At 61.6% G+C, this 16,505-nt stretch carries 14 protein-coding genes; 10 read left to right on the forward strand and 4 right to left on the reverse strand.

Translation table 11 applies throughout. The annotated features are described in order from the left end of the window. Nucleotides 1-4: 4 nt before the first annotated feature. Genes PSH81_RS07895 through PSH81_RS07920 form a run of 6 tightly spaced genes read left to right on the forward strand, consistent with a single transcriptional unit; the run spans nt 5 to nt 6,165 of the window. Nucleotides 5-892 carry a proline iminopeptidase-family hydrolase gene (locus tag PSH81_RS07895; protein WP_192298674.1) on the forward strand — a complete coding sequence of 296 codons (888 nt, stop codon included), beginning with the start codon at nt 5-7 and terminating at the stop codon, nt 890-892. A 3-nt stretch (nt 893-895) separates the two neighbouring features. After that, a complete protein-coding gene (locus PSH81_RS07900) occupies nt 896-1,843 on the forward strand; it encodes an ABC transporter permease (RefSeq protein ID WP_192298675.1) in 948 nt (315 codons plus the stop codon). Continuing rightward, nucleotides 1,840-2,697: an ABC transporter permease gene (locus tag PSH81_RS07905; protein ID WP_305392280.1), complete on the forward strand. Its 858-nt coding sequence runs from the start codon at nt 1,840-1,842 to the stop codon at nt 2,695-2,697. The genes PSH81_RS07900 and PSH81_RS07905 overlap by 4 nt, the downstream gene beginning before the upstream one ends. After that, complete coding sequence (locus PSH81_RS07910; RefSeq protein WP_305392281.1) at nt 2,694-3,650, forward strand: ABC transporter ATP-binding protein; 957 nt, start codon at nt 2,694-2,696, stop codon at nt 3,648-3,650. Before PSH81_RS07905 ends, PSH81_RS07910 begins: the two co-directional genes overlap by 4 nt. After that, nucleotides 3,647-4,618, forward strand: a complete 972-nt coding sequence (locus tag PSH81_RS07915; RefSeq protein ID WP_305392282.1) for an ABC transporter ATP-binding protein — start codon at nt 3,647-3,649, stop codon at nt 4,616-4,618. The genes PSH81_RS07910 and PSH81_RS07915 overlap by 4 nt, the downstream gene beginning before the upstream one ends. 32 nt (nt 4,619-4,650) lie before the next feature. Next, complete coding sequence (locus PSH81_RS07920) at nt 4,651-6,165, forward strand: ABC transporter substrate-binding protein (protein WP_226455353.1); 1,515 nt, start codon at nt 4,651-4,653, stop codon at nt 6,163-6,165. Between the two features lie 163 nt (nt 6,166-6,328). Here PSH81_RS07920 and PSH81_RS07925 read toward each other — a convergent pair whose 3' ends face one another. The 4 genes from PSH81_RS07925 to PSH81_RS07940 form a co-directional block, all read right to left on the reverse strand. After that, nucleotides 6,329-7,069, reverse strand: coding sequence for a YciK family oxidoreductase (locus tag PSH81_RS07925; RefSeq protein WP_305392283.1), 741 nt, complete (start codon nt 7,067-7,069; stop codon nt 6,329-6,331). Between the two features lie 90 nt (nt 7,070-7,159). Next, complete coding sequence (gene mupP / locus PSH81_RS07930; protein WP_226455354.1) at nt 7,160-7,831, reverse strand: N-acetylmuramic acid 6-phosphate phosphatase MupP; 672 nt, start codon at nt 7,829-7,831, stop codon at nt 7,160-7,162. A 4-nt stretch (nt 7,832-7,835) separates the two neighbouring features. Then, complete coding sequence (gene ubiG, locus PSH81_RS07935) at nt 7,836-8,534, reverse strand: bifunctional 2-polyprenyl-6-hydroxyphenol methylase/3-demethylubiquinol 3-O-methyltransferase UbiG (protein WP_192298682.1); 699 nt, start codon at nt 8,532-8,534, stop codon at nt 7,836-7,838. A gap of 64 nt (nt 8,535-8,598) precedes the next feature. Then, nucleotides 8,599-9,930, reverse strand: a complete 1,332-nt coding sequence (locus PSH81_RS07940) for a TRZ/ATZ family hydrolase (RefSeq protein ID WP_226455355.1) — start codon at nt 9,928-9,930, stop codon at nt 8,599-8,601. Nucleotides 9,931-10,039: 109 nt separating this feature from the next. Here PSH81_RS07940 and mtnA point away from each other — a divergent pair, with 109 nt between their 5' ends. The 4 genes from mtnA (at nt 10,040) to pheA (ending at nt 16,497) form a co-directional block, all read left to right on the forward strand. Continuing rightward, a complete protein-coding gene (gene mtnA, locus PSH81_RS07945; RefSeq protein WP_305392284.1) occupies nt 10,040-11,116 on the forward strand; it encodes an S-methyl-5-thioribose-1-phosphate isomerase in 1,077 nt (358 codons plus the stop codon). Between the two features lie 303 nt (nt 11,117-11,419). Continuing rightward, nucleotides 11,420-14,074 carry a DNA gyrase subunit A gene (gene gyrA / locus PSH81_RS07950; RefSeq protein ID WP_226455357.1) on the forward strand — a complete coding sequence of 885 codons (2,655 nt, stop codon included), beginning with the start codon at nt 11,420-11,422 and terminating at the stop codon, nt 14,072-14,074. Nucleotides 14,075-14,317: 243 nt separating this feature from the next. Beyond that, complete coding sequence (gene serC, locus PSH81_RS07955) at nt 14,318-15,403, forward strand: 3-phosphoserine/phosphohydroxythreonine transaminase (protein ID WP_226455358.1); 1,086 nt, start codon at nt 14,318-14,320, stop codon at nt 15,401-15,403. Continuing rightward, nucleotides 15,403-16,497, forward strand: a complete 1,095-nt coding sequence (gene pheA / locus PSH81_RS07960) for a prephenate dehydratase (protein WP_003172650.1) — start codon at nt 15,403-15,405, stop codon at nt 16,495-16,497. Before serC ends, pheA begins: the two co-directional genes overlap by 1 nt. Nucleotides 16,498-16,505 lie beyond the last annotated feature (8 nt).

The raw sequence follows: 16,505 nt of genomic DNA on the forward strand, positions 1-16,505 counted from the left end.
ATGCATGTGGCGTGAAATTGCCCCCGACCAGCAATACAACGTGAGAGTCGACGGCCACAACCTCGTGGTCTACAGCTTCGGCGACGGCGATGAGGTGCTCTTGTGTCTCAACGGTGGCCCGGGCCTGCCGTGTGACTATTTGCGCGACGCCCATGGCTGGCTCAAGGAGCATAACCTGCGAGTGGTTGCATTCGACCAGCTTGGCACGGGCGCATCAGCCAGACCCACCGATGTTTCCCTGTGGGAAATCGGCCGTTATGTCGAAGAAGTCGAAACCGTCCGCCAAACCCTGAACCTGGGGCGTGTGCATTTGCTCGGGCACTCCTGGGGCGGTTGGCTCGGCATCGAATACGCCATTCATTACCCCGATGCGCTGAAAAGCCTTATCCTCGAAAATACCGTCGGCGACATTCCGCACTTGTCCCAGGAACTTGAACGCCTGCGCGGTGCCCTTGGCAGCGAAACCGTGGCAATGATGCAGCGCCATGAAGCCATGGGCACCCTCGATCATCCGCAATATCAGGCCGCAATCACCCTGCTCAACTACCGTCACGTGTGCCGCTTGGACGAGTGGCCGGAGCCGGTCAAGCGCTCCCTCGGCGACTGGAACATGGGCCCGTACGAAACCATGCAAGGCCCCAACGAATTCCTCTACGTCGGCAACCTCAAGGACTGGAACCGCATCGCCGAAATGGCCGAGTTCAAGATGCCGACACTGATCACCACCGGCCAACACGACGAACTCACCCCGGCCTGCGCCATGCGCATGAAGATGGCGGTCAAGCACGCTGAACTGCACGTATTCCCCAACAGCAGCCATATGCCGTTTTACGAAGAGCCCCAGGCGTACTTCCCGGTGCTACTCGACTTCCTCGCGCGTCACCGAGGCTGACGGATGAACCTGGCGCGCTACCGTTTTGTGCTGTCCCGGCCACTGCAATTGCTGCCGGTGCTGTTTGGCATCAGCCTGATCACCTTCATCCTGGTGCGCTCGATCCCCGGCGACCCGGCGCGCGCCTTGCTCGGCTCGCGCAGCACGCCGGATGCGTTGCTGAAGATCCGCGCCCAGTACGGCCTCGACCAGCCGCTGTGGCTGCAATATTTCTACTTCCTGAAGAACCTGCTCAAGGGCGATCTCGGCCAGTCGCTGTTGTACAAGGTTGACGCCTTGAAACTGATCGTCACCCGCATCGAGCCGACCCTGGTGCTGGTGCTCGGCAGCGTACTGCTGGCGTTGCTGATCGCGGTGCCGCTGGCCACCCTGGCGGCGCGCAATAAAGGCGGTTGGGTGGACAACCTGATCCGGGTGTTCACCACGGTCGGCCTGGGCATGCCGGCATTCTGGCTGGGCTTGATGCTGATTCTGTTGTTGAGCGTGCAGTGGGGCTTGTTCCCGGTATCCGGCTACGGCCGCACCTTTCTCGACAAGGCGCACCATATGGTCTTGCCGTGTCTGACCATTGCCCTGGCGCTGTCGGCGGTGCTGGTGCGCAACCTGCGTGCGAGCATGCTGATGGAGTTGCAGGCCGATCACGTCACCGCCGCTCGGGCACGGGGTCTGTCAGAAGCCGCGGTATTTCGCCGGCATGTACTGCCCAATTCCCTGGTGCCGGCGGTCAACCTGCTGGCGGTGAATATCGGCTGGCTGATCAGCGGCACGGTGGTGATCGAAAGCCTGTTCGCCATCCCCGGTATCGGCCAATTGCTGGTGCGCGGCATTTTCACCCGTGACTACATGGTGGTGCAGGGCGTGGCCATGGTGCTGGCGTGTGCGACGGTGCTGGTCAACTTTGTCGCCGACGTGGTGACGGTGGCCCTCGACCCACGGGTGAAGATGCAATGAGCAGCCGCCCGTTGATTGCACCCTGGCGCTTGCGCCTGCGCTTGGGTTTTCGCAATGGTCGGCTGACCGCTGCGTGGGGGTTGTTGATCCTGCTGTTGTGGTTTGTCCTGGCGTTGCTTGCGCCATGGATCGCGCCCTATGACCCGATTGCGCAGAACACCGATTTCAGCCTGTTGGGCCCCAGCTGGGCGCATCCTTTCGGCACCGATAACTACGGCCGCGACATTCTCTCCAGGGTGATCTGGGGCGCACGCATCGATCTGCAACTGGCGATTGTCGGGGTGATCTTCCCGTTCATGATCGGCACCTTTGTCGGCGCGGTGTCGGGCTATATCGGCGGGCGCTTCGACAGCTTCTGCATGCGCGTGATCGACGTGATCCTGGCGTTTCCGTTCCTGGTGCTGATGCTGGCGATCATGGCCATCCTCGGGCCGGGCCTGAAGAGTTTCTACATCGCCATGGCGCTTGTGGGCTGGGTGTCGTATGCGCGCCTGATCCGCTCGCAGATCCTGGTGCTCAAGGAAAGCGATTTTGCCCTGGCCGCCAAGAGCCTGGGCTTTGGTCATGGGCGCATTCTGTTCCGGCATCTGCTGCCGAATGCGATGTTTGGCTCGATTGTGTTTTCCATGTCGGACGCGGTACTGGTGCTGCTCAACGGTGCGGCCGTGAGCTACCTGGGGCTGGGTGTGCAACCGCCCACTGCCGAGTGGGGGACGATGGTCGCCGAAGGGCAGGCGTTCATCACCACCGCCTGGTGGATCTGTACGTTCCCCGGCCTGGCCATCGTCACCTTGGCCATGGGTTTCAGCCTGCTGGCCGATGGTGTCGCGCAAGTGTTGGGGGATCGTTCATGAGCCTGTTGCAGGTGCAGGACCTGAGTGTGATTGCCAACAATGCCGGGCGCGATGTGACCCTGGTGGATCGCGTGTCGTTTGCGCTGGCCGAAGGCGAAATCCTCGGCCTGGTGGGCGAGAGCGGTTCGGGCAAGACCATGGCCTGTCGCGGCCTGATGCGCCTGTTGCCGTCGCCGAACCTGCGCGTGCAGGGCGGCGCCGTCCGGCTTGCCGGACAGGACTTGTTGCAGTTGGACGATGCCGGCATGCGGGCTGTGCGCGGTGGGCAACTGGGCATGATCTTCCAGAACCCGAGCAGCCACCTCGACCCGCTGATGCGCATCGGCGAACAGATCGCCGAGGGCATTCGCCTGCATCAGGGCGCCTCGAAAAAAGACGCACGCCTGCAAGCCATCGAGGTGCTGCGCCAAGTCGGCATTCCCGATCCCCAGGCGCGGGTCGACAACTACCCCCACGAGTTTTCCGGTGGCATGCGCCAACGTGCGATGATCGCCGTGGCCCTGGGCTGCAACCCGAAAGTGCTGATCGCCGACGAGCCGACCACTGCGCTCGATGTGACCGTGCAGGCGCAGATCCTGCGGCTACTGCTGGACCTGCGCGACCGTCGCGGCCTGTCGCTCATCATGATCACCCACGACCTCGGCGTGGTGGCGCAGACCTGCGATTCCATCGCGGTGATGTACGCCGGGCGCCTGTGTGAACACGGCAGCAAGTACGAACTGCTGGCCCATCCGCAACACCCGTACACGGCGGGCCTGATTGATTGCCAACCGGCCCATAGCAGCGGTCACGCCTTGTTGCGCACCATCGCCGGGCAACCGCCGCTGCTCGATGCATTGCCCGCCGGCTGCCGCTTCAGCCCGCGCTGCCCGCAGGTCGGCGCCTTGTGCACACAAGTGCTGCCGGAAGGTGCGCGAGTCGCCTGTCATTACCCACTGGGGGTGTCGGCATGAGCCTGTTGCAGATCAAGGACCTGGAAGTGAAATTCGCCGCGTCCGGCACCGGCTTGTTCGGCTTGAATAAGCAGTGGGTGAGGGCGGTGAACGGGGTTTCGCTGAACCTGGCGGCGGGGCAAACCCTGGGCTTGGTCGGCGAGTCCGGCAGCGGCAAGAGCACCTTGGGCCGGGCGATCTTGCACCTCAATCCGATCAGCGCCGGGCAGGTGCTGTTCGATGGCGTCGACATGGCCCATGGCAGCCCCATCGACATCGCACGCCTGCGCCATGAAACCGCGATGATTTTCCAGGACCCCTACGCCGCGCTGAATCCGCGCCACACCGTCGGTGAAACCATCGCCGAAGTGCTGCGGGTGCAGCGCAAGGTCGCGCCAGGGCAGATCCCGGCCCGGGTCGATGAACTGCTCGAACTGGTGGGCCTGCGCCCCGAACTGGCCAGCCGCAAGCCCGGCACCCTCAGCGGCGGCCAGTGCCAGCGCGTCGGCATCGCTCGGGCGCTGGCGGTGGAGCCGCGCTTGATCATTGCCGATGAGTGTGTGGCGGCGCTGGATGTGTCGATCCAGGGCCAGATCATCAACCTGTTGCTGGAACTGCAACAGCGCATGAACCTGGCGATCCTGTTTATCGCCCATGACCTGGCCATCGTGCGCCGCCTGTGCGACCGGGTGGCGGTGATGTACCTGGGCAAGATCGTCGAGGAAGGGCCGGTGGAAGCGGTCTTCACCACGCCGCGCCATCCGTACACGGCTGCGCTGATCCAGGCGATTCCCGAGATCGATCCGCACAAACCTTTGCCTACTGAACCCTTGCCTGGTGAGCCACCGAGCCCACTGAATCTGCCTACTGGTTGCGCCTTTCACCCGCGTTGCCGGCATGCGCAAACGATGTGTGCCGCGGTGTTGCCGCCCACCCATTTCCTGCACGAGCATCGATACAGTTGCGTGCTTGAAGAACCCTTGCTTTAACCCTCTGCCATTCATTAACAAGGAGTTGTGATATGCAATCGCGCCACTTGAAGTCTCTCGCCGCCGCTACATTGACCCTATGGTCCCTGACTACCGGGTTGGCGCAAGCCGCTGGGGTACTGACCATCGGCTGTCGTGAAGACAGCACCACGTTCGACCCGATCAAAAGCGCGCAAAACCGCGATACCTGGGTGTTCGCCAACGTTTACGACACCCTGGTGCGCGTGGATAACCTGGGCACCAAGATGGAGCCGGGGCTGGCAGAAAGTTGGGATATTTCCAAGGACGGCCTGACCTACACCTTCAAGCTGCGGGATGCGAAGTTCTCCGACGGTTCGCCGATCACCGCCGAGGATGCGGCGTTCAGCCTGTTGCGCATCCGCGACAACAAAGCTTCGCTGTGGGCTGACCCGTTCAACCTGATCAACACGGCCAAGGCGACGGATCCGAAAACCCTGGTGGTCACCCTCAAGACTCCGGCCGTAGCCTTCCTCTCGCAATTGGCGTCGCCGACGGTATCGATCCTGTCGGAAAAAGCCATGACCAAGATGGGCGAAGACGCCTACTCGGAAAACCCGGTGACCTCCGGCGCGTTCACCGTAGACGAGTGGCGCAAGGGCGATCGTGTGATCCTGAAGAAGAACCCGAACTTCTGGCAGGCCAAGAACGTGAGCCTGGATGGCGTGGAGTGGGTCTCGGTGACCGACGACAACACGCGCATGCGCATGGTGCAGAACAACGAGCTGGATACGGCGATCTTCGTGCCGTTCTCGCGGGTTGAAGAACTGAAGAAAGACAAGAACGTGGTGATCCACGCCGACCCGTCGACCCGTGAAGATCATCTGTTGATCAACCACGAGCACGGCCTGCTGGCCAAGCCCGAAGTGCGTCAGGCACTGGACCTGGCCATCGACAAACAATCGCTGGTGAAGACCGCCACCTACGGTCAGGGCACTGTGGCGTATTCCTATATCCCCAAGGGCTCGCTGTACCACTACGCCAACAACCTGCAACGCCCGTACGACCCGGCCGAAGCCAAGAAACTGCTGGCGGCTGCCGGTGCCAAGGACTTGAAGCTCAACTATGTGGTCAACGCCGGCAACGAAGCCGACGAGCAGATCGCGGTGATCATCAAGGACCAACTGGCCAAGGTCGGCGTGACCGCCAACCTGCAAAAGGTCGACCCGACCCAGAGCTGGCAGATGCTGGTGGACGGTGAGTACGATATTTCGGTGATGTACTGGACCAACGACATCCTCGACCCGGACCAGAAGACCACCTTCGTGCTGGGCCACGACACCAACCAGAACTACATGACTCGCTACAAGAACGACAAGGTCAAGGACCTGGTGGCAGCCGCGCGGATCGAAGCGGACCCGGCCAAGCGTGAGCAGATGTATGTGCAATTGCAGAAGTTGGCGAAGCAGGATGTGAACTGGATCGACTTGTACTACAGCCCGTATATCAATATCTCGCGCAGCAATATCAGTAACTTCCTGCAGAACCCGTTGGGCCGCTTCACCCTTGAAGAAGTGGTGAAAAACTAGCTAACACCGCAATAAAAAATGTGGGAGCGGGCTTGTGTGGGAGCGGGCTTGCTCGCGAAAGCGGTGTATCAGGACCAGACTTGCTGGCTGACACTCCGCTTTCGCGAGCAAGCCCGCTCCCACACAGACCCCTCCCACATTTAGTTTTATGGTGTGTCAGTTGTTACTGCGCGTCGAACGCCTGGCCGTTGATGCCAGCGCTGTCCGGCCCCATCAAGTACAGGTACACCGGCATGATCTCTTCTGGCGCAGGTCGTTCCATCGGATTTTCCCCTGGATAGGCCTGGGCGCGCATGCTGGTGCGTGTGCCACCTGGGTTGATGCTGTTAGAGCGTACCGCTGCCACATCCTCAAGCTCGTCCGCCAGGGTCTGCATCAAGCCCTCAGTGGCAAATTTCGACACACCATAAGCCCCCCAGTACGCCCGACCCTTACGCCCGACGCTGCTGGAGGTGAACACCACCGACGCATCCTGGGACAGCTTGAGCAGCGGCAGCAGGGTGCTGGTGAGCATGAACATCGCGTTGACGTTCACGTGCATCACGCGCATGAAATTCTCGCCGGACAACTGTTCGATCGGCGTACGTGGGCCGATGATCGAGGCGTTGTGCAGCAGGCCGTCGAGGTGACCGAATTCCTTTTCGATCATCGCAGCCAGCTCATCGTATTGATGGGGCAGGGCGGTCTCCAGGTTTAACGGGATCACCACCGGCTGGGGGTGGCCGGCCGCTTCGATTTCGTCATACACCTGGGCCAGGTTGGCTTCGGTCTTACCCAGCAACAGCACGGTGGCGCCATGGGCGGCGTAGGTTTTCGCCGCCGCCGCGCCAATCCCGCGACCGGCGCCGGTCACCAGGATCACCCGGCCTTTGAGCAGTTCTGGACGCGCAGAGTAATCAAACATAAATAGCCTCGACAAAATTCACAGTGATACAGCGCTCAATGTGCAAGCCAGCTCCCACATGGAATCGGTGTTTTTGAGATTCTTGAGCAATCAGCAACTGCACAGCGCGCTATCGAGCACTTTGCGCAATTCCAGCGGGTGATCCACCACGACATCGGCGCCCCAGTTACGCGGGTTGTCGTCCGGATGGATATAACCGAATGTGACCGCCGCCGTACGGGTGCCGGCGTCGCGACCGGACTCGATGTCGCGCAGGTCATCGCCGACGAACAGCACGCTGGCTGGGTCCAGGTCGAGCATTTTGCACGCCAGGATCAGGGGCTCAGGGTCGGGCTTGCTGTTCTTCACGTGGTCCGGGCAGATCAACAGCGCCGAGCGCTCGGCCAGGCCCAACTGCTGCATGATCGGTTCGGCAAAGCGCAGCGGCTTGTTGGTGACCACGCCCCAGACCAGCTTGGACTTTTCGATGTCTGCCAGCAGTTCGTCCATGCCGTCGAACAGTTTGCTGTGGATCGCACAGCCCTTGAGGTAACGCTCCAGGAATTCCAGGCGCAACTCTTCAAAACCTGGGGATTCGGGGTCCATCGAGAAGGTCACGGCCACCATCGCCCGCGCACCGCCGGAGATTTCATCGCGGATGTGCTGGTCGTTGATCGGCGCCAGCCCGCGGTCGGCGCGCATCGCCTGGCAGATGGCGATAAAGTCCGGCGCGGTGTCCAGCAGTGTACCGTCCATGTCGAAGAGAACTGCTCGCAACTTCACAGGCTTATTCCTCGCGCAGGGTCTGGATCATGTAGTTGACGTCAACGTCGCTGGCCAGCTTGTAGTGCTTGGTCAGCGGGTTGTAGGTCAGGCCGATGATGTCCTTGACGGTCAGCCCGGCCTGACGGCTCCACGCGCCCAGCTCGGACGGGCGGATGAATTTCTTGAAGTCATGGGTGCCGCGCGGCAGCAGCTTCATGATGTATTCGGCGCCGATGATCGCGAACAGGTAGGCCTTGGGGTTGCGGTTGATGGTGGAGAAGAACACCTGGCCGCCAGGCTTGACCATGCGGAAGCAGGCGCGGATCACCGAGGACGGGTCAGGCACGTGTTCGAGCATCTCAAGGCACGTGACCACATCGAACTGCTCGGGCATTTGCTCGGCGAGATCTTCGGCGGTGATCTGGCGGTATTCGACGTTCACGCCGGATTCCAGCTGGTGCAACTGAGCCACGGCCAGAGGCGCTTCGCCCATGTCGATGCCCATCACCGTGGCGCCGCGCTGGGCCATGGCTTCGCTGAGGATGCCACCGCCGCAACCAACGTCCAGCACCTTCTTGCCGGCCAGGTTGACACGTTCGTCAATCCAGTTGACCCGCAGCGGGTTGATGTCGTGCAGGGGTTTGAACTCGCTTTCGCGGTCCCACCAGCGGTGGGCCAGGGCTTCAAACTTGGCGATTTCGGCGTGGTCGACGTTGCTCATGGTGCATCCTCTAAATCTGATAAATCGGTTTGTCGGTCTTGAACGTACCGCTTCAAGGCCGGCGTTATTCGCTATGCCCGCCGATGCGTTGGCCCCAGGCGATGGCCGTGGCGGTCAACTGTTGTTCATCCATGCGGGTCAATTGCCGGTCGTCGAGCAACTGCTTGCCGGCGACCCAGAGATGTTTCACGCAATCGCGTCCGGTGGCATATATAAGTTGTGAGACCGGATCGTAGATCGGTTGTTGCGCCAGCCCCGACAGATCGAAGGCGACCATATCCGCCGCCTTGCCAACTTCCAGCGAGCCAATTTCGCTTTCCAGGCCCATGGCGCGCGCACCATTGAGTGTGGCCATGCGCAAGGCGCGATGGGCATCCAGGGCGGTGGCCGAACCGGCGACGGCCTTGGCCAGCATCGCGGCGGTGCGGGTTTCGCCCAGCAGGTCGAGGTCATTGTTGCTGGCGGCGCCATCGGTGCCGATCGCCACATTCACCCCAGCCTGCCACAGACGCTCCACCGGGCAGAAGCCGCTGGCCAGTTTCAGGTTGGACTCCGGGCAATGGATGACGCTGGTGTTGCTTTCTACCAGCAAAGCCAGGTCGGCCTCGCTGATTTGGGTCATATGAACGGCCTGGAAGCGCGGGCCCAACAGCCCGAGGCGGGCCAGGCGTGCCAGTGGGCGCTCGCCGGTCTGCTCGACAGCTTGCTGCACTTCGAAGGCGGTTTCGTGAACGTGCATATGGATTGAAGCATCCAGCTCTTCGGCCATGACCCGGATCTTTTCCAGGTTTTCATCGCTCACGGTGTACGGTGCGTGGGGGCCGAAGACGATGTTGACGCGGGGGTGATGCTTGAGGTCGCCGAACAGCTCGACGCCCTGGCGAATCGCCTCGTCGGCGCTGCTGGCGCCGGGAATCGGGAAGTCGAGGATCGGAATTGCAATCTGCGCGCGCATGCCGCTGTTGTGCACGCAGTCGCTGGCCACCTTGGGGTAGAAGTACATGTCGCTGAAGCAGGTAATGCCGCTCTTGAGCTGCTCGGCGATGGCCAGGTCGGTGCCGTCGCGCACGAACGCTTCGTCGACCCACTTGGCTTCGGCGGGCCAGATGTGTTTTTCCAGCCAGGTCATCAGCGGCAGGTCGTCGGCCAGGCCGCGAAACAGGCTCATTGCCGCGTGCCCGTGGGCGTTGATCAGGCCAGGGCTGAGCAGCATGCCCGGCAACTCACGGACCTCGGTGGCCGCCAGTTTCAGCGCCGTCGCCCGTGGGCCGATAAACGCGATGCGCCCGTCGCGGATGCCTAGGGCGTGGTCCTTGAGCACCACGCCGGCAGGTTCGACAGGCACCAGCCAGGTCGGCAGCAACACCAAGTCGAGCGGGGCGGCAGTGGAGGTCATCGCGGGCTTCTTCCCAGGCAGCTATAAAAGAAGGCCGAAGTATACCCGAGCGTCCTGGCTGGCGGATCGCTATAATCGGCGGCTTTTGTTCATGAGTGCGGAGTAAGGGATGCGCGATCGACTGTTGGCTGCGGAGAAAGTGAAGGCCATCGATTGGCGTGATGGCGCGCTGTACCTGCTCGATCAGCGTGCCTTGCCGTCCCGGGAAAGCTGGGTCGCGTGCTCCACGGTTGAAGCCGTGGCCGCCGCGATCCGTACGATGGTGGTGCGGGGCGCGCCAGCCATTGGTATCAGTGCCGCCTATGGCCTGGTGCTCGCCGCCCGTAAGCGGATTGCCGAGGGTGGTGACTGGCAGGCCGCCTGGGAAGAAGACTACGCACTTTTAGCCGACGCCCGCCCCACTGCGTCGAACCTGTTCTGGGCGTTGAAGCGCATGCGTGACCGCCTCGATCGCGTCAAAAAGCACGCCGATCCGCTGGCGATGCTGGAGGCCGAAGCGATTGCGATCCATGAAAGTGATCGTGAAGCCAACCTGACCATGGCCCAGCTCGGCGTCGAGTTGATTCGCAAGCACCAGGGCAATGCCCAGGCGATCCTCACCCATGGCAATGCTGGCGCACTGGCCACCGGCGGCGTCGGCACGGCGCTTGGGGTTATTCGTGCGGCCTTTTTGGAGGGCATGGTCGAGCAGGTTTATGCCAATGAAACCCGGCCCTGGCTGCAAGGTTCGCGGCTGACCGCCTGGGAGCTGGCGGGCGAGGGTATCCCGGTGACGGTGAACGCCGACTCGGCCGGTGCGCATATCCTCAAGACCAAAGGTGTGACCTGGGTCATCGTCGGCGCCGACTGCATTGCCGCCAACGGTGATGTGATCAGCAAGATCGGCACTTACCAGCTGGCTGTATGCGCGATGCACCACGGCGTGCGTTTCATGGTCGTGGCGCCGAGTTCTACCCTGGACCTGATGATGGCCACTGGCGATGATATTGCCCTGGAAGAGCGCGATGCCGGTGAGTTGCTCGAAGTCGCCGGCCAGCGCTTCGCGGCGGATGTGGCAGCCTTCAATCCGGTGTTCGACGTGACCCCGGCCGACCTGATCGACGTGATCGTGACCGAAAAAGGCGTGGTCGAACGGCCGGACGCTGCCAAGCTGGCCAAGTTGATGTGTCGTAAGCGCCTGCATTAAGCCAATTTGCCCCCGGAAACGGGCTTGGATCCAGCTCTGAGCCCCTCTCGTCGCCCTCAAGCCTGTCATCCGTCAACTTACTATGCTCCATGCGCATCAGGGGGATAGGTGCGTGGCGGCGATTGTGATAACATCCGGCGGTTTCCAAGGCCGCCCCGAGGGGTGGCCTATAACGTGCAGATCCGTGTCATAACTCGTTGATTTGTCGTAAGTCGTTGTCAGGCACCGTGCCGGCAGCGGCGAGCTTCGTTCGTCCCATATGGATGTGACGAGGTTTCACCCGAAAAAGGAATCAGGCTTCTCATGGGCGAACTGGCCAAAGAAATCCTCCCGGTCAATATCGAAGACGAGCTGAAACAGTCCTACCTCGACTACGCGATGAGCGTAATTGTCGGTCGGGCACTGCCTGATGCGCGCGATGGCTTGAAGCCCGTGCACCGGCGTGTGCTGTTCGCGATGAGCGAGCTGGGTAACGACTGGAACAAGCCGTACAAGAAATCTGCCCGTGTTGTCGGTGACGTGATCGGTAAGTATCACCCTCACGGCGACACTGCGGTGTACGACACCATCGTTCGGATGGCCCAGCCGTTTTCCCTGCGTTACCTGCTGGTAGACGGTCAGGGCAACTTCGGTTCGGTCGACGGCGACAACGCCGCGGCCATGCGATACACCGAAGTGCGCATGACCAAGCTGGCGCACGAGCTGCTGGCCGACCTGCATAAAGAAACCGTGGACTGGGTGCCGAACTACGACGGCACCGAAATGATCCCGGCTGTCATGCCAACCAAGATTCCCAACCTGCTGGTCAACGGTTCCAGTGGTATCGCCGTGGGCATGGCGACCAACATCCCGCCGCACAACCTCGGTGAAGTCATCGACGGTTGCCTGGCCCTCATCGACAACCCCGAGCTGACTGTCGACGAGCTGATGCAATACATCCCCGGTCCGGACTTCCCGACTGCCGCGATCATCAATGGTCGCGCCGGCATCATCGAAGCCTACCGCACCGGCCGCGGCCGCATTTACATGCGCGCCCGCTCGATGATCGAAGACATCGACAAGGTCGGTGGTCGCCAGCAGATCGTCATCACCGAACTGCCGTACCAGCTGAACAAGGCGCGTCTGATCGAGAAGATCGCCGAGCTGGTCAAAGAGAAGAAGCTCGAAGGCATTACCGAGCTGCGCGACGAGTCCGACAAAGACGGTATGCGCGTGGTGATCGAGCTGCGTCGTGGCGAAGTGCCTGAGGTGATCCTCAACAACCTCTACGCCCAGACCCAGCTGCAAAGCGTGTTCGGCATCAACGTGGTTGCACTGATCGATGGCCGCCCGCGCATCCTGAACCTCAAGGATCTGCTGGAAGCCTTCGTCCGTCACCGTCGTGAAGTGGTGACCCGCCGTACCGTATTCGAACTGCGCAAGGCCCGCGAACGCGGCCACATCCTGGAAGGCCAGGCGGTTGCGCTGTCGAACATCGACCCGGTGATCGCTCTGATCAAGGCCTCGCCAACCCCGTCGGAAGCCAAGGAAGCGCTGATCAGCACGCCTTGGGAATCCAGCGCCGTGGTGGCGATGGTTGAGCGTGCCGGTGCCGACTCGTGCCGTCCGGAAACCCTGGACCCGCAATACGGCCTGCGCGAAGGCAAGTACTTCCTGTCGCCGGAACAGGCCCAGGCCATCCTGGAACTGCGCCTGCACCGCCTGACCGGCCTGGAGCACGAGAAGCTGCTGGCCGAGTACCAGGAGATCCTCAACCAGATCGGCGAGTTGATCCGCATCCTCAGCAGCGCTGTGCGCCTGATGGAAGTGATCCGCGAAGAACTGGAAGTGATCCGCGCCGAATACGGCGACGTGCGCCGCACCGAGATTCTCGATGCACGCCTCGACCTGACCCTGGGTGACATGATCCCGGAAGAAGAGCGCGTCGTGACCATTTCCCACGGTGGCTACGCCAAGACCCAGCCTTTGGCTGCGTACCAGGCCCAGCGTCGTGGTGGTAAAGGTAAATCGGCTACCGGCGTGAAGGATGAGGACTACATCGCTCACCTGCTGGTCGCCAACAGTCACACCACGCTGCTGCTGTTCTCCAGCAAGGGCAAGGTGTACTGGCTGAAAACCTACGAAATCCCGGAAGCCTCCCGTGCCGCCCGTGGCCGTCCGCTGGTCAACCTGCTGCCGCTGGACAGTGATGAATACATCACCACCATGCTGCCGGTGGAGGAATATACCGAAGGTCACTTCATCTTCATGGCGACCGCCAAAGGCACCGTGAAGAAGACCCCGCTGGAGTCCTTCAGCCGTCAACGCAGCGTGGGCCTGATCGCCCTGGAGCTGGATGAAGGCGACGTACTGATCTCTGCGGCCATCACCGATGGCGAGCGTGAGGTCATGCTGTTCTCCGACGGCGGCAAGGTAACGCGCTTCAAGGAATCCGACGTGCGTGCCATGGGCCGTACCGCCCGCGGTGTGCGCGGCATGCGCCTGCCGGAAGGGCAGAAGCTGATTTCGATGCTGATCCCTGAAGAAGGCAGCCAGATCCTCACCGCTTCGGCGCGTGGTTATGGCAAGCGGACCGCCATCAGCGAGTTCCCGGAGTACAAACGTGGCGGCCAGGGCGTGATCGCCATGGTCAGCAACGACCGCAACGGCCGTCTGGTCGGTGCGGTCCAGGTGCTCGATGGCGAGGAAATCATGCTGATTTCCGACCAGGGCACCCTGGTGCGTACTCGTGTGGCCGAAGTGTCGAGCCTGGGCCGTAACACCCAGGGCGTGACGCTGATCAAGCTGGCCAGCGACGAAACCCTGGTGGGCCTGGAGCGTGTCCAGGAGCCATCGGAAGTCGAAGGCGAGGAGCTGGAAGGTGAAGAGTTTGACGGCGAGGTGATCGCAGCAGGCGATGACAACGTTGACGAGCCAACCCTCGACGCTGCCGCAGGCGAAGAAGAACCGCAGGAATAAGCGGACACACAGGGGGCGGATGAAGATTCGCCCCCTTGTTGTTTGTCCCTTGTGAAATAACACATCCTTTGGCTGGATGCGGTCAATGTGGGAGCTGGCTTGCCTGCGATGGCAGCGCCGCGGTATCACTGCGATACCGAGGTGCCCTTATCGCAGGCAAGCCGGCTCCCACGGGAATTCGCTCCAGAGAAAGGTTGTTGCCGAACATGATTGCAGCCCCACCAGATCAGAGTGAGATTGGATGTGAGCAAGAGAGCCTATAACTTCTGTGCCGGTCCCGCGGCGCTTCCTGAAGCAGTCCTGCAGCGTGCGCAGGGTGAACTCCTCGACTGGCATGGAAAAGGCCTCTCTGTGATGGAAATGAGCCATCGCAGCGATGAGTTCGTATCCATTGCCAACAAGGCCGAGCAGGACCTGCGCGACTTGCTGGACATCCCATCCAATTACAAAGTGCTGTTCCTGCAAGGTGGCGCCAGCCAGCAGTTCGCCCAGATCCCGCTGAACCTGCTGCCGGAAGACGGCACTGCCGACTATATCGACACCGGTATCTGGGGGCAGAAGGCCATTGAAGAGGCCTCCCGTTACGGTCACGTGAATGTGGCGGGCACTGCCAAGCCCTACGATTACTTCGCGATTCCAGGTCAGAACGAATGGAAGCTGTCGAAGGATGCGGCCTACGTGCACTACGTCGCGAACGAAACCATCGGTGGCCTGGAGTTCGACTGGGTACCGGAAGTGGGCGACGTTCCGCTGGTGTGTGACATGTCTTCTGACATTCTTTCGCGCCCGATCGATGTGTCCAAATACGGCATGATCTACGCCGGTGCGCAAAAGAACATCGGCCCGAGCGGCATCCTGGTCAATATCGTCCGCGAAGACCTGCTGGGTCGCGCCCGTTCGCTGTGCCCGACCATGCTCAACTACAAGGTCGCGGCTGATAACGGCTCGATGTACAACACTCCGCCGGCTTTCGCCTGGTATCTGTCCGGCCTGGTGTTCGAGTGGCTCAAAGAGCAGGGCGGTGTGGCTGCCATGGGCAAGCTGAACGAAGAGAAGCAGCGCACCCTGTACGACTTCATCGACGCCAGCGGCCTGTACAGCAACCCGATCAACCGCACTGACCGCTCGTGGATGAACGTGCCGTTCCGTCTGGCTGATGATCGCCTGGACAAGCCGTTCCTGGCCGGTGCCGACGCGCGTGGCCTGCTGAACCTCAAGGGTCACCGTTCGGTCGGCGGCATGCGCGCCTCCATCTACAACGCCGTCGACATCCATGCGATCAACGCGCTGGTTGCCTACATGGCAGAGTTCGAAAAGGAACACGGCTAATGTCTGAGCAAGAACTCAAGGCCCTGCGCGTGCGCATTGACAGCCTGGACGAGAAAGTCCTGGAGCTGATCAGTGAGCGTGCGCGCTGCGCCCAGGAAGTGGCACGGGTGAAGATGGCGTCCCTGGCTGAAGGCGAGGTGCCGGTGTTCTATCGTCCCGAGCGTGAGGCCCAGGTGCTCAAGCGCGTGATGGAACGCAATAAAGGCCCCCTGGGCAACGAAGAGATGGCGCGGTTGTTCCGCGAAATCATGTCTTCGTGCCTGGCTCTGGAGCAGCCGCTGAAAGTGGCTTACCTCGGCCCTGAAGGCACCTTCACCCAGGCGGCAGCCATGAAGCACTTTGGCCACGCCGTGATCAGCAAGCCGATGGCGGCGATCGATGAAGTGTTCCGCGAAGTGGCGGCGGGGGCGGTGAACTTTGGCGTGGTCCCGGTGGAAAACTCCACCGAGGGCGCGGTCAACCACACCCTGGACAGCTTCCTTGAGCACGACATGGTGATCTGCGGTGAAGTCGAACTGCGTATCCACCACCACTTGCTGGTGGGTGAGAACACCAAGACCGACAGCATCAGCCGTATCTATTCCCACGCCCAGTCCCTGGCCCAGTGCCGCAAGTGGCTGGATGCGCACTACCCGAATGTCGAGCGCGTGGCGGTGTCCAGCAACGCCGAAGCGGCCAAGCGGGTCAAGGGGGAGTGGAACTCGGCGGCGATTGCCGGTGATATGGCTGCGGGCCTGTACGGCCTGACGCGCCTGGCCGAGAAAATCGAGGATCGCCCGGATAACTCCACGCGTTTCCTGATGATTGGCAGCCAGGAAGTGCCGCCGACTGGCGACGACAAGACCTCGATCATCGTTTCCATGAGCAACAAGCCCGGCGCGCTGCATGAACTGCTGGTGCCGTTCCACGACAACGGGATTGACCTGACGCGCATCGAGACCCGTCCTTCGCGCAGTGGTAAATGGACCTACGTGTTCTTTATCGACTTCATCGGCCATCACCGCGACCCGCTGGTCAAGGGCGTGCTGGAGAAGATCAGCCAGGAAGCCGTGGCGCTCAAGGTGCTGGGCTCTTACCCGAAAGCGGTTTTGTGAGGCGTTAA

The sequence above is a fragment of the Pseudomonas sp. FP2335 genome (assembly GCF_030687535.1).
In the GTDB taxonomy this organism is placed as follows: domain Bacteria; phylum Pseudomonadota; class Gammaproteobacteria; order Pseudomonadales; family Pseudomonadaceae; genus Aquipseudomonas.